We start from the raw sequence: 26,292 nt of genomic DNA on the forward strand, positions 1-26,292 counted from the left end.
CGCATCGGGGAGAATGGCCCCCATGAGCGCTCGTAATCAAGAATCCGAAGCCGTCCACCGGGCCGGCTTCGCCTGCTTCGTCGGCCGCCCCAACGCGGGCAAGTCCACCCTCACGAACGCTCTGGTCGGCCAGAAGGTGGCGATCACCTCCAACCGGCCACAGACCACCCGGCACACCGTCCGCGGCATCGTGCACCGCCCGGAAGCGCAGCTGATCCTGGTGGACACGCCAGGCCTCCACAAGCCGCGCACCCTCCTGGGCGAACGCCTCAACGACGTCGTACGGACGACGTGGGCCGAGGTCGACGTGATCGGCTTCTGCCTGCCCGCCGACCAGAAGCTCGGCCCCGGCGACCGCTTCATCGCCAAGGAGCTCGCGGGGATCAAGAAGACCCCGAAGGTCGCGATCGTCACCAAGACCGACCTGGTCGACTCCAAGACGCTCGCCGAGCAGCTCATCGCCATCGACCAGCTCGGCAAGGAGCTGGGCTTCGAGTGGCAGCAGATCGTCCCCGTCTCCGCGGTGGGCGACAAGCAGGTCCAGCTGGTCGCCGACCTGCTGATCCCGCTCCTGCCGGAGTCCCCGCCGCTCTACCCGGAGGGCGACCTCACGGACGAGCCGGAGCAGGTGATGGTCGCGGAGCTGATCCGCGAGGCCGCGCTGGAAGGCGTACGGGACGAGCTGCCGCACTCGATCGCCGTCGTGGTCGAGGAGATGATCCCGCGCGAGGACCGTCCGGCGGACAAGCCGCTGCTCGACATCCACGCGAACGTCTACATCGAGCGCCCCAGCCAGAAGGGGATCATCATCGGCCCGAAGGGCAGCCGCCTGAAGGAGGTCGGGATGAAGTCCCGCAAGCACATCGAGGCACTGCTGGGGACCCCGGTCTTCCTGGACCTCCACGTCAAGGTCGCGAAGGACTGGCAGCGGGACCCGAAGCAGCTCCGCAAGCTCGGCTTCTAGCGGCAGCACCGCTGCCGGCAACGCCGTTCGTCGGGAACGGCGTTGACTTCCGGCGCGACGCAGGCGGTCGCATGGTGTTGTTTGTTGTTTCCTCTTGTGCGGCTACGCGATCAATGCGCAGACTTTCCCCCACATTCACCCGTCGTTCGGTGTGGGCGTCCAGGCTTCGTGCCGTCCGTGTCACGGCGGTGCGCGGGCGGGAACGCGCGGCGTTCCCGTCCGCGATGCCGAGGCGACACGGGCAAGACACCCCCTACGCCCCTTCCTTCAGGACCTTCGCGATCAGGGCGCGCTGCGACTCCGTCAGGCGGGGGTCGCCGCAGCGGATCGTCTCGCCGTCGACCGTGATCTCGTACGAGAAGCCGTCCGGCACGCCCCGGACGTCGCCGTCGCCCTCCCGGAGGACGGCGACGGCCAGGGTGTGCCAGTCCCCGGCGTCCGGCCGGCCGGAGGTGTCCACCTCGGCCGACCGCTCGATGCCCGCGAAACCGCCGGTGCGCCGCACTCGAATACGCATGCCGCAGGTCTATCAGTCCGTCGGTACGCCGACGGCCGCCCACGCCTTCAGCACGGCCTGGATCTCCTCCCCGTCCCCGTACCGCGCCTTCGCCGCCGCCACCGTGGCCGCCGCGAACTCGGAGAACCGGGTCTCGGGGGTGAGCACCCCACCCGTCATCACGTCGTACCAGACCTGGCCGGCCCGCTCCCACGCCTTGCCGCCCAGCTCGGTCGCCGCCAGGTAGAACGCGTGGTTCGGGATGCCCGAGTTGATGTGCACCCCGCCGTTGTCCCGGCTCGTGCGGACGTAGTCGTCCATGTGACCCGGCTGCGGGTCCTTGCCGAGTACGTCGTCGTCGTACGCCGTACCCGGCGCCTTCATCGAGCGCAGCGCCGTCCCCTCCACGTTCGGGTGGAAGAGGCCCTCGCCGATCAGCCAGTCGGCTCCCTGCGCGCTCTGGCCCAGCGTGTACTGCTTCACCAGGGAGCCGAAGACGTCCGAGACCGACTCGTTGAGCGCGCCCGACTGGCTGAAGTACTCCAGATTCGCCGTGTACTGCGTGAAGCCGTGGGCGAGCTCGTGGCCGATCACGTCCACGGGAAGGGTGAAGTCGAGGAAGATCTCGTCGTCGCCGTCGCCGAACACCATCTGCTCGCCGTTCCAGAACGCGTTGCCGTAGTTCCGGTCGTAGTGGACGGTCGCCAGGAGCGGCAGCCCCGCGCCGTCGATCGAGTCCCGCTCGAAGGCCTTGAGGAAGAGGTCGAAGGTGGCGCCGAGGCCGGCGTACGCGCGGTTGACCGTGGCGTCCCCGGTGGCCTCCTGGCCCTCGGCGCGAACCTCGACACCCGGCAGCTCCGTGCCGCCCTGGGCGTCGTACACCGTGCGCCGCGGGCGGGCCGGCTCCGTGGGCGCCACGGCCGTGGCCGCGCCGGGCAGCGCGTGGACACGGCTGGTCCGGTTCATGGCGTCGGCGACCAGCGTCCGCCGGGCGACCGCCGCCACGGCCGGGTTCGTGGAGGTGGCGAGGTGCTCCAGAAGGTGGGGCGGCACGATCGTGCAGAAGACCGGGTGGGTGGGTACGTACGCGTGGGAGGTCATGCCAGCAATGTGGCACTGGGTCACGCCACTGTCACTAGAGGCGACCATGATCCGCGAAATGGAGTGATTCATCACCCTTTCGCATTGACGCACCAGTCGTCCCGCATACTGAAACGGACGTCCGCCCTCGGCGGACCTGAGCTAGGCTGCGGCACATCATGCGTTTCGGGCTGCTTCTCCTTAGCTGCCGCGGCGAGGGCCTGTAGTCGTAGGCCGACCCCCTCCCCGCGGGACCTGGTGTTGCGTTCGACCAGTCGGCCTCCCCCAAGCTCTCGACTTCGCTCGAGCAGGGGGACCCCCACTCCCGCTGGATCCGAGGAGCCCTACGCAATGTCTCAGCCCGTTGGCCGTCCGACGCCCATCACCAACGCCACCCAGATGCAGAAGCCGTCCGGGATGCCGATCCACAAGTACGGCCGCTACGAGGCCGTGCAGATTCCCGATCGCACCTGGCCCGAGCAGCGCATCACCCAGGCTCCCCGCTGGCTGTCGACCGACCTGCGCGACGGCAACCAGGCGCTGATCGACCCGATGAGCCCCGCCCGCAAGCGCGAGATGTTCGACCTGCTGGTGCGCATGGGCTACAAGGAGATCGAGGTCGGCTTCCCGTCCTCCGGTGACACCGACTTCAACTTCGTGCGCTCCATCATCGAAGAGGGCGCGATCCCGGACGACGTCACGATCTCCGTACTGACCCAGGCCCGCGAGGACCTGATCGAGCGGACCGTGGAGTCCCTGGTCGGCGCCAAGCGCGCCACCGTCCACCTGTACAACGCCACCGCGCCCACCTTCCGCCGGGTCGTCTTCCGCGGCTCGAAGGAGGACATCAAGCAGATCGCCGTCGACGGCACGCGGCTGGTCATGGAGTACGCGGACAAGCTGCTGGGCGACGAGACGATCTTCGGCTACCAGTACAGCCCGGAGATCTTCACCGACACCGAGCTGGACTTCGCCCTGGAGGTCTGCGAGGCGGTCTGTGACGTCTGGCAGCCCGAGGAGGGTCGCGAGATCATCCTCAACCTGCCCGCCACCGTGGAGCGTTCGACGCCGTCCACGCACGCCGACCGGTTCGAGTGGATGTCCCGGAACCTGAGCCGCCGCGCGTACGTCTGCCTGTCCGTCCACCCGCACAACGACCGCGGTACGGCGGTGGCGGCGGCCGAGCTGGCCATCATGGCCGGCGCCGACCGTATCGAGGGCTGTCTGTTCGGCCAGGGCGAGCGCACCGGCAACGTCGACCTGGTGACGCTGGGCATGAACCTGTTCTCGCAGGGCGTCGACCCGCAGATCGACTTCTCGCAGATCGACGAGATCCGTCGCACCTCCGAGTACTGCAACCAGATGGAGGTCCACCCGCGCCACCCCTACGCGGGCGACCTGGTCTACACCGCCTTCTCCGGCTCCCACCAGGACGCCATCAAGAAGGGCTTCGACGCCATGGAGGCCGACGCGGCCGCCGCAGGCAAGACCGTGGACGACATCGAGTGGGCGGTGCCGTACCTGCCCATCGACCCGAAGGACGTCGGCCGCTCCTACGAGGCCGTGATCCGGGTCAACTCGCAGTCCGGCAAGGGCGGCATCGCGTACGTCCTGAAGAACGACCACAAGCTGGACCTGCCGCGCCGCATGCAGATCGAGTTCTCGAAGATCATCCAGCAGAAGACGGACACCGAGGGCGGCGAGGTCACCCCGGCCGCGATCTGGTCCGTCTTCCAGGACGAGTACCTGCCGAACCCGGACAACGCCTGGGGCCGTATCCAGCTGCGTTCCGGCCAGACCACCTCCGACACGGACGGCACGGACACCCTGACCGTCGAGGCGGTCGTGGACGGCGTCGACACCGTCCTGAGCGGCTCCGGGAACGGTCCGATCTCGGCCTTCTTCGCCGCCCTGCAGGCGATCGGCGTGGACGCCCGCCTGCTGGACTACCAGGAGCACACGATGAGCGAGGGCGCCTCCGCGCAGGCCGCCTCGTACATCGAGTGCGCGATCGACGGCAAGGTCCTGTGGGGTATCGGCATCGACGCCAACACCACCCGCGCCTCGCTGAAGGCCGTCATCTCGGCGGTCAACCGCGCCGCGCGCTGACCGGCCGCTTTCGTCCCCGTCACCCTTTCAGGTCGACTTGAGAGGTAGTGCCGGAAGGGGGCTCGTCCGTTCGGGCGAGCCCCCTTCCGCCGCTCCTGGTGGGTGTCGCGTCTCGGCCATGTCCGTGGCGTTCTGTGGACGAGGTGCTGACGCCGCATCACGGATGTGGTTAACATCACGCCCACGTCGGCAATGTTGCCGGTTCGTTAAGGGAGGTGCGGGATGCGGTCTGCCCGGGAGTCACGTAGTCGAAAAGTGGGCATCTGCGGCATTCGCACTTCTTGGAACACCGTAGGAGACGGTGAGTTCTTCTGCGAGGAGTGCGGCGGCGACCGTAATTACCGCCGCCGGACCGGCCGTCGGCGCTTCGCCGTCCTGGGCGTCCCGGTGCTGCCCCGCGGCCACGCGGGACCCGTCGTCGAATGCGCCGCCTGCCACACCCACTTCGGCACCGACGTCCTCGACCACCCGACGACGAGCCGTTTCTCCGCGATGCTGCGGGACGCCGTCCACACCGTCGCCCTCGCCGTCCTCGCGGCCGGCGGGACCTCCTCGCGTACGGCCGTGGACACCGCGGTCGGGGCGGTCCGCGCCGCCGGCTTCGACGAGTGCACCGCCATCCAGCTCACCGACCTCGTCGAGGCGCTGGCGGCCGACACCGGCCGCTTCCTGCCCGACGAGGGCAGCGGGGGCGCGGCCCTGGCCATCGAGCTCCACGAAGCCCTGGAGCCGCTCGCCCCGCACCTCGCCGCATCCGGCCGCGAGTCGATCCTGCTCCAGGGAGCCAGGATCGCCCTCGCGGACGGGGCGTACAGCCCGGCGGAGCGGGACGTGCTCAACACGGTCGGCAACGCCCTGGCGCTCTGCGCCGACGACACCGCCCGGCTGCTCGCCACCGCGAGGACGCTGCTGTAGGGGCTCGAAGGGCTCGTACAGCGCCCCCTCGCGGTGCTCACGGCGCTCACGGCGCGATGTTGTGGTTCAGGCGGAACAGATTGCCGGGGTCGTAGCGGCGCTTCACCGCCCGCAGGCGGTCGTAGTTCTGCCGGTAGTTGGCGCGCACTCGGTCCTGGTCGTCGGTGTCCATGAAGTTGATGTAGCCGGCCTCCTCCGTGTGCGGTCGCAGGTCGCGGTCGTACTCCCGCGTCCAGGCGATGTTCGCCTCGTTGTCGGCGGGGTCCGTGTGCGTGGTGCCGAACGCGGCCGAGAAGGAGGCGTCGCGGTAGGCGAACGCGGTGTCCTCGGGGCCGACGCGGTGGCATGCGCCGTCGATCGGGAAGATGGCCGTGTCGCTCTCCATCGAGGGAAGCGTCGTTCCGTAGCGCATGTGGACATCGATGGCGCCGTCGCTGAGATCGCGGCTGAAGTTCCCCTTCCAGTAGTGGTACAGCCCCGGCGGCAACTCCTCGTCGAAGAGCGTGTTGACCACCGGGTACGGCATCCGCTCCAGGAATCTGCCGACGACGGGGCCCAGCTCGTCGAGGAGGCCGAGCACCTTCTCGTCCTCGTTCGTGGGGCCGCTGAAGCAGGTCACCAGGCCGCAGATCGGACGGCCGTGCCAGCGCTCCGGCAGGAACGGCATGTCCGGGCCCAGCATCATGACGAAGATCGTGTTGAGCTCCTCGGGCGCGCCGGTGATCATGTCGCGCCAGCGCCGGGCCACCTCCGCGTCGAGCGGGAAGCAGACCACGCCGCCCAGGACGTCGGAGACCGGGTGCAGGCGGTAGACGAGCGAGGTGACCACGCCGAAGTTGCCTCCGCCGCCGCGCAGCGCCCAGAACAGGTCGGGATGGCGCTCGGCGTCGCAGGTGACGAGGGTGCCCTCGGCGGTGACGACATCGGCCTGCACGAGGTTGTCGCAGCTCAATCCGTAGCGCCGGGCCAGGTTGCCCATCCCGCCGCCGAGGGTGAGACCGGCGATGCCGGTGGTGGAGACGACCCCGCCGGTCGTGGCCAGGCCGAAGGCGTGCGTGGCGTGGTTGAAGTCGCCCCAGGTGCAGCCGCCCTCGGCGCGGGCGGTACGGGTCACGGGGTCCACGCGGACCGAACGCATCCGGGACAGGTCGACGACGAGACCGTCGTCGACGGTGCCGTACCCGGCGACGGCGTGGCTGCCGCCGCGGACCGCGAGCGGCAGCCCGTTGTCACGGGCGAACAGGACACCGGCGATCACGTCGCCGGTGTCCTCGGCGCGGACCACGACGGCCGGGTGGCGGTCGTGGATGGCGTTGTAGACACGGCGGGCCTCGTCGTACGACGGGTCGCCGGGGACGACGACATCGCCGCGGACGGCGCCGCGCAGGATGTCCAGGGAAGCCTCTGTGCTGAGTGTCGTGGTGTTCATGAACCCGTTCTAGGCCGCGGGCGCACGCACGGGCATCGCCCGAACCACCCACATCGGGGCGCCTGCCCGGCATGGGTCGAACGGCCTATGCCAGGCGGTGGGAGAGCGCCCGCGCCAGGCGGTGGGGGAACGGCCTATGCCAGGCGGTGGGAGTAGGCGTAGGCCGTGGCGGCGGTACGGGAGGTCACGCCCAGCTTGGCGAAGATGTTGTTCAGGTGGCGGGCGACCGTGTGCTCGCTGATCACCAGGGCGTGCGCGATGTCCCGGTTGGTGCCGCCCTCCGCGACCAGTCGCAGCACCTCCGCCTCGCGGCCGGTCAGACCGCCGGGCAGCGGGCGGTGCCGCCCCGACAGCAGGGCAGCGGCGCGCCGCGCGTCGGGCACGGCTCCGAGCCGCTCGAACGCCGCCCGGGCGGCCGTCAGCTCCAGCCGGGCCGCCTCCTCGTCTCCCGCGGCCCGGTCGGCGGCCGCGAGCAGCATCCGTACCTGCCCGGCCTCGTACGGGACGCGCAGCTCCAGCCAGCCGGCCAGCGCCCGGCGCAGCGGACGCAGCGCCGGCTCGTTCCGGGCCAGCGCGAGAGCGCCGCGGGCGGTGTCGGCCATGGCACCGAGGAGCGGCGCCTCGGCGGCGAGCGCCTCCAGTTCCGCCACGGCCTCCGCGGCGGTGTCCGGGTCCCCGACGGCCAGCGCGACCTCCGTCTGCGCCGCGAGCAGCCTGGCCTTGCCGAGGAGATCGTGACTCGGGTCGCTCTGACAGGCCAGGGCCAGCTTCAGGCCCGTCACGGCGGCATCGGCCTTGCCCTGGGCGAGCCGCAGCAGAGCGAGACCCGGCTGCGGGATCCGGCCGAGCTCGTGGGCGTGCCCGTACGCGACGGCCGCGGCGTCGAGCCGCCCCTGCCGGCGCCTGATCTCCCCGGCCGCGTAGTACGCCCCGGCGGCGACGTCGAGACTGTCCACCGCCACCTCGGAACACACCCGCTCGGCCTCGGCCTCGGCGAGCGTCCAGGCACCAAGCAGATCGAGCACCTCGACGTGATGGATCCGGCACAGTCCGCGGAACGGGTTGTCGGGGGCCGCCTGCGGGCCGGCGGCCGGCTCGGGGGCGGCGGGCTCGACGGCGCCCGGGCCCGGGCCCGCCGGGCGGACGTGCTGGGACCAGGGGACCTCGCACCAGTCCATCGCCGCGTCCGTCCACTCCACGGCGCGGCCGAGGTCCGCCGCCTCCATGCACTGCGTCAGCGCCAGACAGAAGAGCCAGCCCGTGAACATGCCGCTCAACTCGCCCGCCGTGACCGAACACATCGCGTCGTCGAGGAGGGCCAGACCCTCCGCCCGGTGGCCGTTCGCCAGGAGAATCGCTGCGTGGGCCTGGCGGCTCAGGGCGATCAGGTCCGGACTGCCGGAGTCGCGGGCGAGGAGTTCCATGCGCCGCGCCGCGGCGAGCGCCGCGGCCGGGTCGCGGTGCTCCTGGGCCTCCTCCGCGTCCGTCCAGGCGAGGAAGCACTGCTCGGGACAGTCCGGTACGTCCTCCAGGTGGTGCCGGGACCGGTGCAGCCAGCCCGCGGCTGCCGCGGGTCGCCCCAGGCAGCGGTACTCGAAGTGCAGCCACCAGGCCACCTGGCCCGCCCCGCGGTGGTCGCCCGCCGCCACGTACCCGGCATGGGCCCGCAGTCGCGCCGCGACAGACTCGTCCACGTGCCCCGCCCACCAGGCGGCGTCCGCGAGGAGGTCCAGGTCGTCCGGGCCCAGCGCGACGGAGGGGTGCAGGTCGGCCTCGCGCAGCAGGACGTACGCCTCGGCCCACGACTCCCGGGCCGCCGCGTCCCGCGCCCGCTCGACGACCGGGGCCTCTTCGACGGGGACGGCCATCGCCGCTCACTTCCCTTCCCGGCCCTGCCGGTCCTTCCAGGGTATGAGCGGGTGGCGCGTACGGCACATGAGCGCGTGGCGCGTACGGCCTCCCGTACTCCCGCGGGAGTAACCGGGCCGCCGTACCGCCCCCGGCAGTAGCTCCCAACTCGGCCTTCGGCGCGACGAATCCGCGTTCGGGCGGCGGGAATCTGGGATCGACCCGAACGGCCCGATCCGACCGACTCGGTCCGATCGGCCCAGATGACCGCACCGACCGGAGGGAGCCCCCGCCATGGAGGGCCGTAAGAGGACCATCGGCTGGGGGGTGCTGGCCCTGTGGGTGATCCTGATCGCCCTCGCCGCACCCCTCGCCGGAAAGCTCGGCGACGTACAGCGCGACCGCGCCGTCGACTACCTGCCCGCGAGCGCCGACTCGACCCAGGTCGCGAAGATCACCGAGCAGATGCCCGGCGGAGACTCCACCGACCTCGTCCTCGTCTACCACCGCGACGGCGGACTGACCCCCGCCGACAAGGCCACCGCCGCCCGGGAAGTGGCGCAGGTCGCCACCGAGCACCCGCTCACCTCGCCCCCGCAGCCCGTCCCCTCCGAGGACGGCACCACCCTTTTGTACGCCGTGTCCAGTACCGAGCCCGGTACGGACGAAACGGCCAGGGACGCCTTCGTCCTCGACATCCGCGAGACGGTCAGCGGCGAGGTCGGCGGACCCGGCGCCCTCGCCACCGACGCGAGCGAGGTCTACAACTCCCTCGACGGCCCGCTGCTCTACACGACCGTCGCCGTCGTCGCCGTCCTCCTGATCGTGATCTACCGCAGCCCCTTCCTCTGGCTCGTCCCCCTGGTCGTCGCCGGCGTCGCCGACTACCTCTCCATGGCCGTCACCTACCTTCTCCACCAGGGCTTCGACATCAGCGTCTCCGGTCAGAGCACCGGCGTCATGACGATCCTGGTCTTCGGAGCGGGCACCGACTACGCCCTCCTCCTCGTCTCCCGCTACCGCGAGGAACTCCGTCGCACCCCGCGCCCGTACGACGCCATGGTCACCGCCCTGCGCGGCTGCGGCCCCGCCGTCCTCGCCTCCTCCGGCACCGTCGCCCTCGGGATGCTCTGCCTGCTGGCCGCGGACATGAACAGCAGCCGGGGCATGGGCCCCACGGCCGCCGTCGGAGTGCTGTGCGCCCTCGTCGCGATGATGACGCTGCTCCCCGCTCTGCTCGTGGTCCTCGGCCGGCGGGTGTTCTGGCCGCTGATCCCGGCGTACGGGAGCGAGCCGAAGGCCGCGCGCCGTTCCCTCTTCGCGGCCATGGGCTCCTCGGCCGGCCGCCGTCCGCTCGCCGTCCTCGTCATGGGCGGTGCCGCCCTGGCCGCGCTCGCGCTGGGTGCGCTGAACCTGCCCGGGGCCCTCAAGCAGGAGGACTCCTTCACCTCCACCCCGGAGGCGGTCGCCGCGTTGAAGACGCTCGCCACCGCGTATCCGGAGATGGGAACCCAGCCCATCACCGTCGTCGCCCCGACCGCCTCGGCCCCCGGGGCGCTCCGGACCGCCCTCGCGACCGACGGCGTCGCGAAGGCCGAAAGCGGCCGCAGCGGCAACGGCTGGACGGAGATCTCCGTCGTCGCCTCCGACCCGCCGCAGTCGCCGGCCGAGACCACGACCATCAGGGAGCTGCGGACCGCGCTCGGCGACGGCGTGTACGTCGGCGGGCCGAGCGCCGAGCAGCTCGACATGACCGACACCAACGCCGGCGACCGGAACATCGTCGTCCCGCTCGTCATCGTCGTCGTCCTGCTCATCCTGATCGTGCTGCTGCGCAGCCTTGTCGCACCGCTGATCCTGGTCGCCGCCGTCGTCGCCGTCTGGGGAGCGGCCCTCGGCATCGGCGGACTCGTCTTCGAGACCCTCTTCGGCTTCGAGGGGACCGACCCGGGCCTGGCGCTGCTCTCCTTCGTCTTCCTCGTCGCCCTCGGCGTCGACTACGGCATCTTCCTGATGCACCGGATGCGCGAGGAGTGCCTGAACGGTGCGGAGCCGGCCGCCGCGGCCCTGACGGCGCTGCGCACGACCGGCGGGGTGATCGCGTCGGCGGGGCTCGTCCTCGCCGCGACCTTCGCGGTCCTCGTCAACATGCCGATGGTGCAACTGGCCGAGCTGGGCTTCGTGATCGCGGTCGGCGTCCTGCTCGACACCTTCCTGGTCCGCACGTACCTCGTCACCAGCGCGAGCGTGCTGCTCGGCCGGAGGGTGTGGTGGCCGGGACCGCTGTCCAAGAAGCCCGCCTCGACGGGCGGTTCGGCGACAGACGGTTCGTCGACGGGCGATTCGTCAACGGACGGCTCAGGGTCCGAGCGGCAGCCCGTACGGGTGTGATCAGGGACGGGTCGGGGGCTCCCCGGACTGTCAGGAGCCCCCGCCCGCAGGGAGGATGAACCTCATGGACTTCGCAGCGGCCTTCACCCGTGACCCGCAGGCGGCGTCGTACCCGGTGCGGTGCGACGCGACGGCCGCCGCGGTCTTCGCGGTGGTCGCGGCGGTGATCGCGATCACCGTCGAGGACGGCCGCCGGCCGGACGCTCTCGGCTGGGCGCTGCTGCTCGCCACATACGTCCCGCTGGCCTGGCGGCGCAAGGCGCCCCTGCCGGTGCTGCTGGCCGTGGCGGCCTGCGTCGCCCCGTACCACGGGCTGGACTACATGCATCTGGCGCCGCTACCCGCCACGATGACCGCGCTGTACACGGTTGCGGCCACCGGCCCGCCGAAGCGCACGGTGATCGTGGGTCTCTCGGTCACGTGCCTCACGCTCACCATGCAGCGCTTCGTCAACCCGCACGAGATGGTGGAGGTGCTGAGGATCTCCGGCTGGGTGATCGCCATGCTGGTCTTCGGCACGAGCATCCGGCTCTACCGGCAGCTCGTGGCAGGCGTGGTGGAGCGGGCGGAGCACGAGGCGGAGCGGAAGGTCACCGAGGAGCGGCTGCGGATAGCCAGGGACCTGCACGACCTCCTGGCGCACTCGATCACCTTGATCGGGGTGCAGACGTCGGTCGCCGCGCACGTCCTGGTCGCCGACCCGGACAGGCTCGACAGGGCTGCGCTCGTCCGGGCGCTCGACGGGATCGCCGAGACGTGCCGGGAGGCCCGCTCCGAGGTGCGGACGACCCTGGACGTGCTGCGGGCGGCCCCGGAGGGCCCCCTGCCGGATCTCGCCTCGCTGCCCGATCTCGTACGGTCCTCGGGCGCGGACCTGACGATACGGACGGGCGAGGCGAAGGTCCCGGCGGCGGTGGGGGCGGCGGCGTACCGGATCGTGCAGGAGTCCCTGACCAATGCCGTACGGCACGGGGGTGCGGACGCCGAGGTGCGGGTCGATGTGGGGCTGGCGGACGAGGTGTTGACGGTACGGGTGACCAACGACGGGGCTGTGGCGGGGGGTTCGAGGGGCTCGGGTGTCCCGGGCGGTTCGGGCGGATCCCGGGGACCGGGCGGTTCGGGGTACGGGATCGTCGGGATGAGGGAGCGGGCGAAGAGCGTGGGAGGCACACTGAGCGCAGGCCCACGCGCCGGCGGGGGCTTCGAGGTCGCGGCGGCGCTGCCGCTCGCGGCGAGGGAGGGGGTGTCGGCGTGATCCGGGTGCTGCTGGCGGACGACCAGACGCTCGTCCGGGCGTCGTTCGCGATGCTCGTCGACTCGGCGCCCGACATGGAGGTCGTGGGCCAGGCGGCCAACGGCAAGGAGGCGGTGGAGCTGGCCCGTTCGGCGCGGGCGGACCTGGTGGTGATGGACGTCCGGATGCCCGAGCTCGACGGGATCGGGGCGACCCGACTGATCGCCGCCGACGAGGACCTGGCCGGGGTGAAGGTGCTGGTCCTGACGACGTACGACACGGACGAGCACATCGTGGAGGCGCTGCGGGCGGGCGCCTCGGGCTTCGTGGTCAAGGACATCCGCCCCGCCGAACTCCTGGCGGCGATCCGCACGGTGGCGGCGGGGGAGTCCCTGCTGTCCCCGGGCCCGACGGCCCGGTTGATAGCCAGGGTCCTCGCGAGCCCGGACGCGCCGGTGACGGGCGGGCCGGAAGGGCTGTCGGACCGTGAACGCCAGGTGCTGGCGCTGGTGGCCCGGGGCATGAACAACACGGAGATCGCGGAGACGCTGGGGCTCTCGCCCCTCACCGCGAAGACCCATGTCAGCAGGATCATGGGCAAGCTCGGGGCGCGGGACCGGGCCCAGCTGGTCATCACGGCGTACGAGTCGGGCCTGGTCGCGCCGGGGCGCTGAGATGAGCCGGGGCTCCGGACGGGCGCGGTTGCCGAAACGGCTCGGTTGCCGAAACGGCGCGTCTCCGAAACGGCCCGGGCGGCGGAGACGGCCCGGGCACTGATACGGCCCGGGCGCCGCAACGGCCGGGCACTGATACGGCCCGGGCGCCGCAACGGCCGGGCGCTGAAACGGGCCGGGCCCCTACCGGCATATGACCGGTGGGGGCCCGGGAGGAACAGGACCGGGTCAGCCCAGGTCGACACCGCTCGCGCGGAGCATGTCCTCGCGCTCGACGATCTTCACGCGCTCGCGGCCCTGCGGCTCGCCCAGCGCCTTCTCGGCGGCGTCGAGGGCGTACCAGCCCTCCCACGTCGTGTACGTGACGCCCTTGCCCTCCAGGAAGGACACGACCGCGTCCGTCTCGGGGGTCTCGGGGGTGAGCAGCCGGCCGTTGGCGAAGTCGTCGAGCAGGTTCGCGACCGTCTCGTTGGCGTCGCCCTTGGTGTGGCCGATGAGGCCGACCGGTCCGCGGCGGATCCAGCCGGTGACGTACGTGGACGCGAGGTGCTCGCCGCCCTCCTCGATCACGCGACCGCCCTGGTCCGGGACGGTGCCGGAGGCGGTGTCCCAGGGGAGCTTGGGCAGCTCGTCGGAGAGGTAGCCGACGGCGCGGTAGACGGCCTGGACGTCCCAGTCCGTGGTCTGGCCGGTGCCCTTCACATTTCCGGTGCCGTCCAGCTCGGTGCGCTCGGTACGCAGGCCGACGACCGAGCCGTCCTCGCCGAGGATCTCGACGGGGGACTCGAAGAAGTGGAGGAAGAGCTTGTGCGGGCGGTCGCCGATGTCGCGTATCGCCCAGTTCTCCAGGGTCTTCGCGACCATGTCGGTCTGCTTGTTCTTGCGCCGCTCGGCGATCGAGCCCTCGTCGTAGTCGATGTCCTCGGGGTTGACGATGACCTCGATGTTGGGGGAGTGGTCCAGCTCGCGCAGCTCCATCGGGCTGAACTTCGCCTGGGCCGGGCCACGGCGGCCGAAGACGTGGATCTCCACGGCCTTGTTGGCCTTGAGACCGTCGTAGACGTTCGCCGGGATCTCGGTCGGCAGCAGCTCGTCCGCCGTCTTGGCGAGGATGCGGGCGATGTCGAGGGCCACGTTGCCCACGCCGAGGACGGCGACCTTCTCGGCCTTCAGCTCCCAGGTGCGCGGGACGTCCGGGTGGCCGTCGTACCAGGAGGCGAAGTCGGCGGCGCCGAACGAGCCGTCGAGCTCGACGCCGGGGATCTTCAGCTCGCGGTCGGCCATGGCGCCGGTGGAGAAGACCACGGCGTCGTAGAAGGCGCGCAGGTCGTCGAGGTGCACGTCGGTGCCGTAGTCGACATTGCCGAAGAGACGGACCTGCGGCTTGTCGAGAACCTGGTGGAGCGCGGTGATGATGCCCTTGATACGCGGGTGGTCGGGGGCGACGCCGTAGCGGATGAGGCCGAAGGGAGCCGGCATCCGCTCGAAGATGTCGATCGACACGCCCGGCTCGGCGGCGGCCTCGGACTTCAGCAGCGCGTCAGCGGCATAGATCCCGGCGGGGCCGGCGCCGACGATCGCGACCCGGAGAGGGCGGGGCATGTCAGGTTCCCTTCGCAAGCGACGTGGCGACGATATCCGTCGCCACTTAGGTCACCCTAAATAACGCCTTGCGCGGAGCGGTACCCGCCCCCCGTCTATGGCCCCATAAGTCGAACTTATGACTTCCCAAAGGAAGGGCTGGGGTCCGTGTGATGTCGCGATCATTCGGCGGCCTTCGATAGGCCGTCGACCCGGATCGTGATGATTCAACTAGCCTATTTACATGTTGAGTTGAGATGTCAACGGATACGGTGTCTCCATGGAGTGTCAGTTACTGCACCGCGCCGCCGAGGCGGCGCGGTCTTCCCGAGTCGTTGCACGCTTATCCGTCGACCTGACCCGGGCAGGCGTCCGGGCAAGCCCAGGTGAACGGAGAGCCGGGGAGGAACCACCCGGTCGCGGCGGGCGCACGGTGCGAATGACGGGCGTCGGAGCGTCCGCCCCCGTGGTTCGGCACGCCGCACACCTCGGCCGAGGAACGCGGCCTTGAACACAGCCGAACTCGCCCGCCTCCAGTTCGCCGTCACGGCCGGGCTTCACTTCCTCTTCGTCGCCCTGACCCTGGGTCTCGTCACCGTCGTCGCCGTGACGCAGACCCGCGCCACCTGGGGCCGCGACCCCGAGGCGCGGGCCACGGGCATGCGTCGGGTGCGCTTCTGGGGCGGCCTGTACGTCATCAACTACGCGCTCGGCATCATCAGCGGCATCGTGCAGGAGTTCCAATTCGGGCTGAACTGGTCCGGCCTCTCCCACACGATGGGCAACATCATCGGCGCCCCGATGGCCATCGAGACCATCGTCGCGTTCTTCCTCGAGTCCACCTTCCTCGGCATGTGGGCCTTCGGCTTCCAGCGCCTGCCCGCCCGCGCCCATCTGGTGCTGATCTGGCTGGTCGCGCTCACCGCGTACGCCTCCACGTTCTGGATCATGGTGGTCAACGGCTTCATGCAGAAGCCCGTCGGCCACGAGACGAGCGACGGCGTCACCCGCGTCACCGACTGGGGAGCGATCCTCACCAACGAGGCGACCTGGTACGCGATCGCGCACATCGCCGGTGCCGTAGCGCTGCTCGCCGGGCTCTTCATCGCCGCCGTCAGCGCCTTCCACCTGCGCCGTGACCAAGAGGTCGAGTTCTTCCGGCCCACCCTGGCGCAGGGCGGCATCCTCGCGGGCGTCGGCGCGCTCGTCACCGTCGTGTCGGGCATCATCCATCTGGAGACGCTGGTGGGCTACCAGCCCGCCAAGTACGCCGTGGTGACCGGGGAGGGGCCCTCCCTGGAAGAGGTGAGTGCCGCCGAGGTGGAGCGGCACGGCCCCGGCGACTGGATGCCGCCGGACTGGGTGAGCACCGCCTCCCTGGTCATGATCGCCATTGGATTGGTCCTGCTGCTCATCGCGTGGATCCCGGCGACCGCCGCCCGACGGACGGACGTGCCACCGTCCCGCAAACGGGTCCGGATGTGGCTCGCCGTGAAACTGCTCCCCTTCGGGTTCATCGCGCTGATCTGCGGATGGCTCACCCGCGAGGTGGGCCGCCTGCCGTGGGTGGTGACCGGCGAACTCACCGTGGAGGAGGCCGTCTCGGACGTCTCCTTCGGCGCCATGCTGACTACGTGCGTCGCCCTGACGACCGTTCTCGCGCTCCTCGCCGTCGTCGACTGGGCACTGCTCTCCCACTACGCCCGGCTGGGCCCCGACCAGGCGTTCATCGGCGGGCCCGATGCGTTCCCCGGGTCGAGAGCGCCGATGGACCGAGAGGGTGCGGAGGTCGGCCGCCGCGCCGACGGTGCCGATGCCCACTTCACCTACTGACCGACCGAACTCACACATCTGACGGGACGCGCTGTGGATGTCTTCTGGTACGCCCTGACGGGTTTGCTCCTCGCCGGATACCTGGCTCTGGGGAGCATCGACTTCGGCATGGGCATGCTCTTCTCATTCGCCCGGACGGAGCGGGACCGCGAGCGGGCGCGCGGTGCCGTCGTCCCCCTCTTCCTCGCCAACGAGGTGTGGCTGGTCGCCGTGGTCGGCCTGCTGCTCGGCGCCCTGCCGCTGCTGGAGGGCGAGTTGCTGACCGTGCTGCGGATTCCCGTGGTGATCGTGCTGTGCGCCTGGGTGCTGCGCGACGCCGCCCTGTGGTTCCGCACGGCGCTTCCGTCCGGCGGCTGGCGACGCACGTGGGATGTCGTCCTGCCGGTTGCGAGCCTGGTGCTCGCCGTCGCGTGGGGGACGCTGCTGGCGGCCCTGATCCGGGGGCTGTCGACAGACGGCAACGGGCACGCGGTGGCCGCGTTCTCCGACCTGGCACATCCCTTCTCACTCGCCTGCGCGGCCGTGGTCGTCGTGGCCAGCCTCCGCCAGGGCGTGCTCTTCGCCGCCCGTCGGCTGCCCGAGGACGATCCCGACCAGGTACGGCTGGCGCGGCTTGCCGGCCGTCTCCTCTGGCCCCTGGTGGGGCTGGTCCTCCTCGCCGCGGCGGTCGGGGTGACGGGCGCCTCGGTGGCGGTGGCGCTGGTCGCCGTCGCCGCCGCGCTCGCCACGTACGCATCCGAGCGCCTCCGTACGGCGGGCCGTCCCGGTGCGGCGCTGCTGTTGGGCAGCGCCCCGCTGGTCGCCCTGCCCGCCGCGGTCGGCGTGGTGAACGGTACGACGGTGCTGGCCACCCGATCCGGCGAGGGCGCGCTCACTCTGTCCGAGGCCATCGCGGATTCCGCCTCCCTCGGGTTGCTGGCGGTGCTGGTCCTGCCGGCGCTGGCGGCTGTCGCGTACGGCCAGGTATGGATGTGGCGTGTGTTCGCCCGCCAGGGCGCCCGCGCCCGCTGATGCGGTACGCGCGGAGGCAGTAGGGGATCGTGCCGTACGGCCGGAGGGCGGGCCCACCGAGGAGGCGGGCCCGCCCTCCGGCCGGCACCCGACGCCCCGGGGCCTGGAGGGCCTAGCCGGAGAGGGCGCTGCCGGTGAGGGCGTCGACGGTCAGGATGACCAGCATGGCCACGCCGTTCAGCGCGCAGAAGAGGATGAAGAGCCCCAGGGAGAAGTTCAAGCGCCGCAGGAGCGGCGCCTGGGGCACAAGTGCGTCCGACGGGTCGCGGGGGTCGTACCCGGCCCGGACGAACTGTTCGAAGCCCCAGTACTTGAGCGGGCGGGTCGTGCCGGTGTTGTCCGTGTACAGATACATGCCCGGCACGTCGGACGGCGTCGCGATGACCGTGATGCCGTGCCTGAGCAGCCGCCTTTCGCGGATCCACCGTCCGGTCGCGTACGTGCCGACGCCGAGCCCCGCCGTCGTGATGCCGCCGACCGGCACGAGGCCGATGATCAGCCCCGCCTCTCCCGCGACCGCGACGATCACGCACAGGGCGGCGACCGCGACCAGGGAGCCGATCACCAGCCACTTGATGCGGCGCAGGAACCTCTCGTGCCAGCTGGGGGAGAGGGAGCGCACCACGGTGTAGTGGGTGCCGTCGATGTCGTCCGTCGGGCCGGGCAGCAGCTCGTTCAGGGCATCGGCGAAGACGACGGCGGCGGCCTCGCTCACGTCCTCGATCAGGTACGTGACCGGCGTGACCCCAGCCTTGGCCCGCAGCTCGAGCGTGACCCTCCGGCCCTCGGCGTGGACCTTGGCGACCGACCCGGGGAGAAACGTCACCACCTCGCCGGGGCGCTCAAGAGTGAGCGCCTGCTCATCGGCGGACAGGACGGAGCCGCCGCGGCCCAGGAGGACGGGTATGGAGGAGATGATCGACATTTTCCTCATCCTCCGAAGGCGGGGAGCGCGAGCCGGAACGTCCCGTAGTCGATGAGCGCTGCGATGGCGGCGATCACGAAGAACAGGATCAGGCTGCCCACCTGATCGCCCCGCCCGGTGCGGACGACCGCGGTCTGCGGCTTCCGGGGGTGGTACGCGACCTGGACCGGCTTGCCCTTGTTGCTGCCGCCGACGTAGCGGGTCACGCCGGCGCTGTCCGTGTAGGCGTTGGTGGTCGTGCCGTTCCGGTAGATCTGCCGCGCGTCCACGGTGATGCCGTAGCGGCGCAGGTACCAGTCCTCCCATACGGACGTCAGACCCGCCCAAGCGAGGAAGGAGGCTCCGACGCCGAGCTCCCCGAGCAGCAGCGTCGCGATTCCCCGACCCCAGTTCCTGTCGACGAGCCCGACGACGACGGCGAGAGCCGCGACAGCGGCGAAGGCTGTGTAGGTCGTCCACTTGGCGGGGGTGGGAAGGCCGCCCCGTACCTCGTCGTCCTCTTCTTCCTCCTCCTCGCCGGCGACCAGACTCCGGGTGACGACGAGCGTGGCGCCGTCGATCACCGTCTCGCCCTCGGCGCGTTCGGGCAGCGCGGCGTTCACCACGTCCGCGAAGACCGAGGCGGCGGCCGCGCTCACGTCCGTGACCCGGTACACGGTCGGCGTGGCCCCCGCCGGGGCCGTCAACTCGATGGAGACGGCCCGCCTTTCGGCGTGGACGCGGGCGATCGCCGCGAGCGGGATGCGCAGCTCGTCGTCCGGGCGACGCAGCAACAGCTCCTCGCCGTCGGAACGGAGTTCGGTGCCCTTGTCGCCCCGGAGGACGGGTATGGGCGAAGTGATCGACATGCGCGTGATCGTAGGGTGCGAGGTCCGCGCTGGTGAAGGGGGTGTGGGGGTTTCGGTCGGGAGCCGTGGTGTCGTACGGTCCGCCTGTGAACTTGGTGACTGCAGTGCTTGTTTGTTTCATCATCGCGTCCGTGCCGGTCTTCATCTTCGGCCTGCTGCTCATCAGTGGTGAGCGGGGAGAGCTGAAAAAGATGAAGGACCTGAACGAGTCCGGCATCGAGGTGCAGGCGCGGCTGGTCAGCGCGGTGCAGATCAACACGAGTGGCACCTTGAGCGTGACCTACGAGTTCCGGACCCCGACCGGGACCGCCCGCCACGGAACCGGTGTCTCGATGGGCCCCGCGCACGTGGTCGACGACCTGTATCCGCTGGTCTACGACCCGAACAACGTGAAGCGCGTGCACATGGGAACGAAGGCGACGGTCCGCAAGGAGCTCAGATTCCGCCAGAGCTCTGTGCGGGGCGCGCAGCGGACCGCCCTCCTGGCCTTCGCGGCGGGCGTACTGGCGACGGTGGGGCTGATCGTCAGCCCCTCCTGACCCCCGCGACGAAGGCCGCCCAGGCGGCGGCGGGGACGATGAGGGTGGGGCCGGCGGGGTTCTTGCTGTCCCGGACGGGGACGACACCGGGGATGTCGTCGAGGACCTCGACGCAGTTGCCGCCCTCGCCGTTGCTGTAGGTGCTCTTGCGCCATGCGGCGCCGGGGAAGTCGTACGCAACCTCGACGCAGTCGCCGCCCTCACCGTTGCTGTAAGAGCTCTTGAACCAACGGGCGGTGCTCAGGTCGTAGTCGCGCATCGTCTGTAGTCCTCCGCTGCCGATTCGATCAGGGCCAAGGACGCCTCCGGCGACAGCGCGGCGACCCTGAGCAGATCGTAGGCGCGCTCCACCCGCTTCACCACCGCCGGATCGTCGAGCAGCGTTCCCGAGAACGACGTCTCTGTATAGGCCGTTGGCGGCGCGTCCTCGAATTCCATGAGCTTGAGCGACCCGGTCATGGACGCGTGCGCGCCGGCCGAGCGGGGCAGGATCGTCACCAGTACCTTGCGCTCACGCATGAGCCCTGCGATGTGGTCCAGTTCCCCGGCCATGCCCGCCGCTCCAGCCACCGGGGTGAGCACCGCGTTCTCATGCAGTACGACCCAATACTCGGGCCTTGTAGCGGCCTTGAGGATCGCCGCGCGGTCGAGCCGCGCGGTCACCTTCTCCTCGACGTACTCCTCCGTGGCGAACGGGTTCGCCGCGAGCGTCACCGCCCGCGCGTACTCGCCCGTCTGCATCAGGCCCGGCACCACCGTCGGTGCGAACTCGCAGATCTTCGTCGCCACCGACTCCAATTCGGCCACCTCGTGGAAATAGGACGCGTACGGCGACTTGTTGATGAGTCTGCGCCACGTCCGTTCGAAAATGCCGCCGGTTTGTAGTACCTGGTCGATTCGCTGCGCCACATCCAGTTGCGGCTTTCGGATTCCCTGTTCGAACAGGCCGATGTAACCGCCCGATACGAACACCTGTCGGCCCAACTCGCCCTGCGAGAGACCCGCCGCTTCCCGGCGCTCCTTCAGGAGCTCGCCGAAGAACTCCCACGCCTCTTGCCGCTTGCCGGCTCTGGCCATGGATTAACTCCCGAACCCTACTCAGCAGTTGTAGGACCTGCGCATCTGCCGATTCTACGGATCCGGCACCACCCTGGATGCGGTAAGCGGGAAATTGATTCGGAAAGGGTTGCGTTGGTGAAGGAAGAACACGAGCGACCGACAACGGGGACCGTTCAAGAGGCTCAGGAGGTGGCAGGGGAATTGCGCGACGCACTCGCGAGGGTCGGAATCGTCCTGCCCTCGCTCGGGCTCGACGTTCTCACCCTCGCCTCCGATCCCCCTCGGCCGCTCATCGAACTGGGACGCTGCACGGTGGAGACGGCGCGTCGGCTGGCCGCCGTCGTACCGCCGGGGGAAGAAGGGGGCCGGTCGTGAAACTGCCCATCGGGTCGTATGTCGTCGACATCCGTACAGGGAAGGTCGGCACGGTCATGGGGCACGAAGGCCCGTACATCCAGCTGCGGCCGCTCGGCGGCGGGCGGGAGTGGGACGCGGAACCGGACGGGGTGCGGGCTGCCACGGCCGCCGAGCGGCTGAGGGCGGCCACGGCGCACGCGAACGCGCGGAGCCGGGGCGAGGTGCCGTGAAGAGGGTGCCGCAGGGCGGGGGCGAGGCCCCCGCCCCTCGGCGCGGGTGCCCCAGCCCTCGTAGTAATTGGTCAGGACGCAGCCCTCCGCCAGGCGTGTCGTCCTTGCGGTAGCCGCTCGGGGTCGTGAAGGAGACTCCGGATCGCCGCGCTCCGGTCGTTGAGGACGGCGAAGTCCTTGCCGATCAGGAACGTGCCGGCAGGGCCGCCGCTGCGGTGATGACGAGCGGTGTGAGGCGCATGAGTTCGGTGACCCTCGTGGGAACGATCAAGGACGCGGCGACTCTCGATTTGCTGCCGTGTACATGGCAAATGGCCGCCTGTCGTATGAGCGAGAATGGCCGCATGAGTCTGTTCCGCGACGACGGCATCGTGCTGCGCACCCAGAAGCTGGGTGAAGCGGACCGCATCATCACGCTCCTCACGCGTGGTCACGGTCGCGTACGCGCCGTAGCCCGCGGGGTTCGGCGGACCAAGTCGAAGTTCGGGGCCAGGCTCGAACCCTTCTCCCATGTCGACGTGCAGTTCTTCGCCCGCGGGAGTGATCTCGTAGGGCGGGGGCTTCCGCTCTGTACGCAGAGCGAGACCATCGCCGCGTACGGCGGCGGGATCGTCACCGACTACGCCCGCTACACCGCCGGGACGGCGATGCTGGAGACGGCGGAGCGGTTCACGGACAACGAGGGCGAGCCGGCCGTGCAGCAGTACCTGCTGCTCGTCGGCGGTCTGCGGACGCTCGCCCGGGGCGAGCACGCGCCCCATCTCATCCTCGACGCCTTCCTCCTGCGCTCCCTCGCCGTCAACGGCTACGCGCCGAGCTTCGAGGACTGCGCGAAATGCGGACTTCACGGGCCGAACCGGTTCTTTTCGGTCGCAGCGGGCGGGGTCATATGCGGCGACTGCCGGGTGCCCGGCAGCGTCGTACCCTCTCCGGAGGCCATCGGCCTGCTCAGTGCGCTGCTCACCGGCGACTGGGCGACGGCGGACGCGTGCGAGCCGCGTCACGTCAGGGAGGGGAGTGGGCTGGTGTCCGCCTACCTCCACTGGCACCTGGAGCGCGGCCTGCGCTCCCTGCGGTATGTAGAGAAGAGCTAGGAGATCCATCGCCATGGCCATCGCACGACGCGGAATCCTCGGACGGCAGCGCCGGGAGTACAAGGTCCCCGAGCCGCACCCCTCCGGTGCCCGTCCGCCGAAGCTCCCCGCCGAGCTGGTGCCGAACCACGTGGCCTGCGTGATGGACGGCAACGGCCGCTGGGCCCAGGAGCGCGGCCTGCCGCGCACCGAGGGGCACAAGGTCGGCGAGGGTGTGGTCCTCGACGTGCTCAAGGGATGCCTGGAGATGGGCGTCAAGAACCTCTCCCTCTACGCCTTCTCCACCGAGAACTGGAAGCGCTCCCCCGAGGAGGTCCGCTTCCTCATGAACTTCAACCGGGACGTCATCCGGCGCCGGCGTGACGAGATGGACGAGCTGGGCATCCGTATCCGCTGGGTCGGCCGGATGCCGAAGATGTGGAAGTCGGTCGTCCAGGAGCTCCAGGTCGCCCAGGAGCAGACCGTCGACAACGACGCGATGACGCTGTACTTCTGTGTGAACTACGGCGGGCGCGCCGAGGTCGCCGACGCCGCGAAGAAGATCGCGCAGGATGTGGCGGCGGGGAAGCTGGACCCGTCGAAGGTGAACGAGAAGACCTTCCAGAAGTACCTCTACTACCCGGACATGCCGGACGTCGACCTGTTCCTGCGCCCCAGTGGCGAGCAGCGCACCTCGAACTACCTGATCTGGCAGAGCAGTTACGCGGAGATGGTCTTCCAGGACGTGTTGTGGCCGGACTTCGACCGCCGTGACCTGTGGCGGGCGTGCGTGGAGTACGCCTCCCGCGACCGCCGCTTCGGTGGCGTGGACCCGGCGGACATGGCCGTGCTCGACAAGGCCTGAGGACGGACGAGGCCCGGGCCGTACGGACGCTGTCCGCACGGCCCGGGCTTTTCGCTACGCGCAGGTGCCGGCGAACGAGTCCCGGGTCACGACGTCCGTCGAGGCGGCCGTCGTGTCCAGCCAGACCGTCCGCTGCCCGTCACCGAGCTGCGGGGACAGCTGCATACCGGAGGAGCAGGAGACCCTGCTGTACGCCGGGGTGCCGCCCACCACGTCCGCGAGCGGGGCCACGTTCACCTTTCCGATCCTGCCGGTCCAGGCGCCGAGCGCACCGGTGGGGTCGTACGTCGAGAAGGCGAAGTACTGCTCGTTCACGGAGAACTGGCCGCCGTAGGTCGTGGACGGAGTGCCGATCCTCTTCTTCTGAGTGAGGTCGCCCAGGGGGGCCGACCAGAAGGTGTCACTCCGGAAGAGGAACGTGGTGGTCTCGCGCCAGAAGACCCGGTCCTCGGTGAGCTGGATGTCCGTGGCCTCGCCGAAGACGAAGGACTGGATCCGCACGCGCTGCGAGGCTCCGGTGGCGATGTCGTACACGCTGATGTGGTCGTTGTCGCCGTCCCGCCAGGCCACCGTGCCGTTCTTCATGGCCAGGCGCGCGGCGGTGGTGCCCGGGGCCGGGGTCAGGTTGACCGTGGTGCCGTCGCGCTCCCGCAGCATGACGTCGGACTCGCCGTCCTGCTGGTTGACGTAGGCGAGTCGGCCGTCGGCGGTCACGGGCTCCATCTCGTCGCCCGGGCCGTCCACGAGCTTGCGGATGGCGCCCTGGCCCCTGTCGCCCGCGGTGTAGACGCCGATGGAGTCGGCGGTGATCCGGGTGAAGACGATCCGGTCGTCGTCGAGCGACGGGTCGAGGAGGTAGGCGTCCTTCTGGGCCAGCTCGTGCTGCGAGTCGCCGTGCCGGTCGTCACCGTGCTTCTTGCCGAAGCGGCCGACCGTGATGCCGAAGTCCGCGCTGTTCGCGTTCCAGGCGATCGCGTCGCCGTGGCCGATCGCGTAGACGTCGCCGCTGATCTGCGCCGCCTGCTCGTCCACCCCGCTGTACACCTCGTACGCGGGCAGGACGTCACGGGCGAGCGTCTTCCCGTCGTGGGTGCCGGACCTGCGCTCCCAGCCCTCCACGATGCCGTGGTCGTCGAAGGCCCTGGCGATCGCCTCGCGGTCGGCGCGGGAGGCCTTGAGCGACTTCGCGGCGAGGGTGACCGCGTTCCGCATGTCCGAGAAGCCGGAGAGCGGAGTGAGGTAGTTCTGCGCGGCCCGGTAGACGATCTTGTCCGCGAGCGAGGGGTCCAGGTTCTTCCGCATGTCCCACAGCGCGCCGGACACGATCGTCGAATTGAGGTGGACACCACCGTTGTCGATGTCGAGCGACGCCGGGAGGTAGTCCTCGCCCGCGACCCGGCCGTCGTTCATGTCGCGCAGCGCGCACTCGGCGAGCGGCTTGGTGCCGTTGCAGAGGTACTCGCCGATGAGGCCGGAGGTCGGGTCGGACATGGCGACGCCCTTGTCGGCGGTCTCCATGGCGTTGCCGAAGTAGTCGGATATCGCCTCGTTGAGGGCGCCCGACTGGTTGAGGTAGACGAGTCCGGCGCTGTGCTCGGTCACGCCGTGGGTCATCTCGTGGCCGACGACGTCGAGGCCGACCGAGAGCGGGACACCGTTCATGTGGCCGTACACCATCTTGGTGCCGTCCCAGAAGGCGTTGGCGTAGTCCTTGCCGTTCTGGGCGACGTTCACGACCGAGTGGACGGTGCCGCCCTTGCCGTCGATGCCGTCGCGGCCGATCTCGTTCTTGAAGTACTCGTAGACCTTCGCGGCGTTCAGGTGGGCGTCCACCGCGCCGGAGGTGGTGGCGGTCCCCGAGAAGCGGTCGGTCGGCGAGGAGACGACCTTGACGTCCTCCGTGACCGGGCCGTTCGCGACCTCGAGGTAGCTCTTGCGGTTCGCGTCGTACGTACGGATCTGACCGCCGGTCTTCGCGAACATCGAGCGCGAGGAGTCGACGAGCGTGTACGAGCCGTCGGCCTCCTTGTCGATCTCGATCCGCTCCTCGGCACCGTCCACCTTCACGCCCGTGCCCTGTGCGGGCGCGGCGGCGGCGTCGATATTGTCGTACGAGAGCGCGATACCGCCCACGTGCGCGTCGACGAAGACCTCCTGGCGGACCGGGGAGCCGTCCGCCTTCGCGCCGGTGACGGTGAAATGCCAGGCGAGGCGGCCACCGCCGGAGCCGGGCAGCACGGTCAGACCGTGGCTCTCGGTCCCGCCGCCCTCGACACCGGAGAGGTCGGAGTCGAGGGTGAACATCCGCTGCCGGGCGGTGGCTTCGGTGACGGTGGGCGTGGTGGAGACGGTCAGCTCCGGGTAGAGCGTGCCGGTCGCGGAGACGACCTGCTCGCCGCCGTCGGCCGTCTCGGTCTGTACGGCGTACTCGGCGCCGAACACCGGGACGCCGCCCCGCTTCTGCTGGAAGCGGACCGAGGACTGGGCCCCGGACCTGGTCGTGCGCACCGTTGTCAGCTCGGCGACGGGGACCCGATAGGTCTGCTCGTGCGCCTTGAGGTGGGCGCGGGCCGCCTCGGCCGGAGTGCCGGTGCGGGGTGTCGAGTCGAGGCCCTGCGTCATGCGGGGCGCGACCGGGGTGGTGGGCAGGGTCGCCGCCGGGGTCTCCGGCACCTCCTGCGCCTGGGCGGGAACGGTCAACAGGACTGAACCGGTTGCCGCGGCGACGACGCCGGTGGCCAGGATCCGACGGATCCGTTGTGTTCTCACGAAGTCTCCCCATCACACACGTTCGCGAGGGCTGGTGGCCCTCGCGACTGATGGGGTCGATG

23 protein-coding genes are annotated in these 26,292 nt (G+C 70.4%); 13 read left to right on the top strand and 10 right to left on the bottom strand.

What is annotated here, in order from left to right; translation table 11 throughout:
* The first annotated feature begins 13 nt into the window (after window positions 1-13).
* Complete coding sequence (era, locus tag ACZ561_RS08000) at window positions 14-964, top strand: GTPase Era (protein WP_376433761.1); 951 nt, start codon at window positions 14-16, stop codon at window positions 962-964.
* Window positions 965-1,217: 253 nt separating this feature from the next.
* Here era and ACZ561_RS08005 read toward each other — a convergent pair whose 3' ends face one another.
* Both ACZ561_RS08005 and ACZ561_RS08010 read right to left on the bottom strand, forming a co-directional pair.
* Window positions 1,218-1,481: a protealysin inhibitor emfourin gene (locus ACZ561_RS08005; protein WP_376433765.1), complete on the bottom strand. Its 264-nt coding sequence runs from the start codon at window positions 1,479-1,481 to the stop codon at window positions 1,218-1,220.
* 12 nt (window positions 1,482-1,493) lie between these two features.
* Window positions 1,494-2,561: a M4 family metallopeptidase gene (locus ACZ561_RS08010; RefSeq protein ID WP_470990911.1), complete on the bottom strand. Its 1,068-nt coding sequence runs from the start codon at window positions 2,559-2,561 to the stop codon at window positions 1,494-1,496.
* A gap of 330 nt (window positions 2,562-2,891) precedes the next feature.
* Here ACZ561_RS08010 and leuA point away from each other — a divergent pair, with 330 nt between their 5' ends.
* Entirely contained in the window at window positions 2,892-4,649 is a 1,758-nt protein-coding gene (gene leuA / locus ACZ561_RS08015; protein WP_470990913.1) for a 2-isopropylmalate synthase, read from the top strand.
* 222 nt (window positions 4,650-4,871) lie between these two features.
* On the top strand, window positions 4,872-5,564 hold the full coding sequence (locus tag ACZ561_RS08020) for a TerB family tellurite resistance protein (RefSeq protein WP_329120750.1): 693 nt from the start codon (window positions 4,872-4,874) through the stop codon (window positions 5,562-5,564).
* 46 nt (window positions 5,565-5,610) lie between these two features.
* Here the strand turns inward: ACZ561_RS08020 and ACZ561_RS08025 are convergent, their stop codons facing one another.
* Both ACZ561_RS08025 and ACZ561_RS08030 read right to left on the bottom strand, forming a co-directional pair.
* Window positions 5,611-6,993, bottom strand: coding sequence for an FAD-binding oxidoreductase (locus ACZ561_RS08025; protein ID WP_470990916.1), 1,383 nt, complete (start codon window positions 6,991-6,993; stop codon window positions 5,611-5,613).
* Between the two features lie 134 nt (window positions 6,994-7,127).
* The gene (locus tag ACZ561_RS08030) at window positions 7,128-8,861 is read right to left on the bottom strand and encodes a response regulator transcription factor (RefSeq protein ID WP_470990918.1); all 1,734 of its coding nucleotides are present in this window, start codon (window positions 8,859-8,861) and stop codon (window positions 7,128-7,130) included.
* 274 nt (window positions 8,862-9,135) lie between these two features.
* Here ACZ561_RS08030 and ACZ561_RS08035 point away from each other — a divergent pair, with 274 nt between their 5' ends.
* The 3 genes from ACZ561_RS08035 (at window position 9,136) to ACZ561_RS08045 (ending at window position 13,140) form a co-directional block, all read left to right on the top strand.
* Window positions 9,136-11,232 (top strand): MMPL family transporter, encoded by a 2,097-nt coding sequence (locus ACZ561_RS08035; protein WP_470990920.1) that lies wholly within the window; start codon window positions 9,136-9,138, stop codon window positions 11,230-11,232.
* Window positions 11,233-11,296: 64 nt separating this feature from the next.
* Window positions 11,297-12,487: a sensor histidine kinase gene (locus ACZ561_RS08040; RefSeq protein ID WP_470990922.1), complete on the top strand. Its 1,191-nt coding sequence runs from the start codon at window positions 11,297-11,299 to the stop codon at window positions 12,485-12,487.
* Window positions 12,484-13,140, top strand: a complete 657-nt coding sequence (locus ACZ561_RS08045; protein WP_470990924.1) for a response regulator — start codon at window positions 12,484-12,486, stop codon at window positions 13,138-13,140. The genes ACZ561_RS08040 and ACZ561_RS08045 overlap by 4 nt, the downstream gene beginning before the upstream one ends.
* 228 nt (window positions 13,141-13,368) lie before the next feature.
* Here ACZ561_RS08045 and ACZ561_RS08050 read toward each other — a convergent pair whose 3' ends face one another.
* The gene (locus ACZ561_RS08050) at window positions 13,369-14,742 is read right to left on the bottom strand and encodes an FAD-dependent oxidoreductase (protein ID WP_470990926.1); all 1,374 of its coding nucleotides are present in this window, start codon (window positions 14,740-14,742) and stop codon (window positions 13,369-13,371) included.
* 486 nt (window positions 14,743-15,228) lie between these two features.
* On the opposite strand from ACZ561_RS08050, the gene ACZ561_RS08055 reads away from it, so the two are divergent.
* Both ACZ561_RS08055 and ACZ561_RS08060 read left to right on the top strand, forming a co-directional pair.
* Complete coding sequence (locus ACZ561_RS08055; protein ID WP_470990928.1) at window positions 15,229-16,554, top strand: cytochrome ubiquinol oxidase subunit I; 1,326 nt, start codon at window positions 15,229-15,231, stop codon at window positions 16,552-16,554.
* 33 nt (window positions 16,555-16,587) lie between these two features.
* Window positions 16,588-17,565: a cytochrome d ubiquinol oxidase subunit II gene (locus ACZ561_RS08060; RefSeq protein WP_470990929.1), complete on the top strand. Its 978-nt coding sequence runs from the start codon at window positions 16,588-16,590 to the stop codon at window positions 17,563-17,565.
* 112 nt (window positions 17,566-17,677) lie between these two features.
* Here ACZ561_RS08060 and ACZ561_RS08065 read toward each other — a convergent pair whose 3' ends face one another.
* On the bottom strand, window positions 17,678-18,490 hold the full coding sequence (locus ACZ561_RS08065; RefSeq protein WP_470990931.1) for a hypothetical protein: 813 nt from the start codon (window positions 18,488-18,490) through the stop codon (window positions 17,678-17,680).
* Window positions 18,491-18,495: 5 nt separating this feature from the next.
* Window positions 18,496-19,338 (bottom strand): hypothetical protein, encoded by an 843-nt coding sequence (locus tag ACZ561_RS08070; protein ID WP_470990933.1) that lies wholly within the window; start codon window positions 19,336-19,338, stop codon window positions 18,496-18,498.
* Window positions 19,339-19,424: 86 nt separating this feature from the next.
* Here ACZ561_RS08070 and ACZ561_RS08075 point away from each other — a divergent pair, with 86 nt between their 5' ends.
* A complete protein-coding gene (locus tag ACZ561_RS08075) occupies window positions 19,425-19,877 on the top strand; it encodes a hypothetical protein (protein ID WP_470990935.1) in 453 nt (150 codons plus the stop codon).
* Here the strand turns inward: ACZ561_RS08075 and ACZ561_RS08080 are convergent.
* Window positions 19,864-20,136, bottom strand: a complete 273-nt coding sequence (locus ACZ561_RS08080) for a DUF397 domain-containing protein (RefSeq protein ID WP_470990937.1) — start codon at window positions 20,134-20,136, stop codon at window positions 19,864-19,866. The two genes, ACZ561_RS08075 and ACZ561_RS08080, sit on opposite strands and share 14 nt — an antisense overlap.
* Window positions 20,118-20,954, bottom strand: coding sequence for a helix-turn-helix domain-containing protein (locus tag ACZ561_RS08085; RefSeq protein ID WP_470990939.1), 837 nt, complete (start codon window positions 20,952-20,954; stop codon window positions 20,118-20,120). The genes ACZ561_RS08080 and ACZ561_RS08085 overlap by 19 nt, the downstream gene beginning before the upstream one ends.
* Before the next feature lie 171 nt (window positions 20,955-21,125).
* Here ACZ561_RS08085 and ACZ561_RS08090 point away from each other — a divergent pair, with 171 nt between their 5' ends.
* From ACZ561_RS08090 to ACZ561_RS08105, 4 genes are all read left to right on the top strand, one after another.
* Entirely contained in the window at window positions 21,126-21,311 is a 186-nt protein-coding gene (locus tag ACZ561_RS08090) for a hypothetical protein (protein ID WP_376446475.1), read from the top strand.
* Window positions 21,308-21,523 (top strand): hypothetical protein, encoded by a 216-nt coding sequence (locus ACZ561_RS08095; protein WP_470990941.1) that lies wholly within the window; start codon window positions 21,308-21,310, stop codon window positions 21,521-21,523. The genes ACZ561_RS08090 and ACZ561_RS08095 overlap by 4 nt, the downstream gene beginning before the upstream one ends.
* Window positions 21,524-21,867: 344 nt before the next feature.
* Entirely contained in the window at window positions 21,868-22,617 is a 750-nt protein-coding gene (gene recO / locus ACZ561_RS08100; RefSeq protein WP_352187931.1) for a DNA repair protein RecO, read from the top strand.
* A gap of 19 nt (window positions 22,618-22,636) precedes the next feature.
* On the top strand, window positions 22,637-23,461 hold the full coding sequence (locus ACZ561_RS08105) for an isoprenyl transferase (RefSeq protein ID WP_470991328.1): 825 nt from the start codon (window positions 22,637-22,639) through the stop codon (window positions 23,459-23,461).
* A gap of 54 nt (window positions 23,462-23,515) precedes the next feature.
* Here the strand turns inward: ACZ561_RS08105 and ACZ561_RS08110 are convergent, their stop codons facing one another.
* Window positions 23,516-26,230 carry a M4 family metallopeptidase gene (locus ACZ561_RS08110; RefSeq protein WP_470990944.1) on the bottom strand — a complete coding sequence of 905 codons (2,715 nt, stop codon included), beginning with the start codon at window positions 26,228-26,230 and terminating at the stop codon, window positions 23,516-23,518.
* Window positions 26,231-26,292 lie beyond the last annotated feature (62 nt).

The organism is Streptomyces sp. NPDC039609 (assembly GCF_055596705.1).

Excerpts from the sequence above, each read along its gene's own strand:
- recO (WP_352187931.1), top strand. The coding sequence starts at position 21,868 with ATGAGTCTGTTCCGCGACGACGGCATCGTGCTGCGCACCCAGAAGCTG.
- ACZ561_RS08005 (WP_376433765.1), bottom strand. The coding sequence starts at position 1,481 with ATGCGTATTCGAGTGCGGCGCACCGGCGGTTTCGCGGGCATCGAGCGG.
- ACZ561_RS08010 (WP_470990911.1), bottom strand. The coding sequence starts at position 2,561 with ATGACCTCCCACGCGTACGTACCCACCCACCCGGTCTTCTGCACGATC.
- ACZ561_RS08035 (WP_470990920.1), top strand. The coding sequence starts at position 9,136 with ATGGAGGGCCGTAAGAGGACCATCGGCTGGGGGGTGCTGGCCCTGTGG.
- ACZ561_RS08030 (WP_470990918.1), bottom strand. The coding sequence starts at position 8,861 with ATGGCCGTCCCCGTCGAAGAGGCCCCGGTCGTCGAGCGGGCGCGGGAC.
- ACZ561_RS08040 (WP_470990922.1), top strand. The coding sequence starts at position 11,297 with ATGGACTTCGCAGCGGCCTTCACCCGTGACCCGCAGGCGGCGTCGTAC.
- ACZ561_RS08020 (WP_329120750.1), top strand. The coding sequence starts at position 4,872 with ATGCGGTCTGCCCGGGAGTCACGTAGTCGAAAAGTGGGCATCTGCGGC.
- ACZ561_RS08070 (WP_470990933.1), bottom strand. The coding sequence starts at position 19,338 with ATGTCGATCACTTCGCCCATACCCGTCCTCCGGGGCGACAAGGGCACC.
- ACZ561_RS08085 (WP_470990939.1), bottom strand. The coding sequence starts at position 20,954 with ATGGCCAGAGCCGGCAAGCGGCAAGAGGCGTGGGAGTTCTTCGGCGAG.
- ACZ561_RS08025 (WP_470990916.1), bottom strand. The coding sequence starts at position 6,993 with ATGAACACCACGACACTCAGCACAGAGGCTTCCCTGGACATCCTGCGC.
- era (WP_376433761.1), top strand. The coding sequence starts at position 14 with ATGGCCCCCATGAGCGCTCGTAATCAAGAATCCGAAGCCGTCCACCGG.
- ACZ561_RS08065 (WP_470990931.1), bottom strand. The coding sequence starts at position 18,490 with ATGTCGATCATCTCCTCCATACCCGTCCTCCTGGGCCGCGGCGGCTCC.
- leuA (WP_470990913.1), top strand. The coding sequence starts at position 2,892 with ATGTCTCAGCCCGTTGGCCGTCCGACGCCCATCACCAACGCCACCCAG.
- ACZ561_RS08080 (WP_470990937.1), bottom strand. The coding sequence starts at position 20,136 with ATGCGCGACTACGACCTGAGCACCGCCCGTTGGTTCAAGAGCTCTTAC.
- ACZ561_RS08050 (WP_470990926.1), bottom strand. The coding sequence starts at position 14,742 with ATGCCCCGCCCTCTCCGGGTCGCGATCGTCGGCGCCGGCCCCGCCGGG.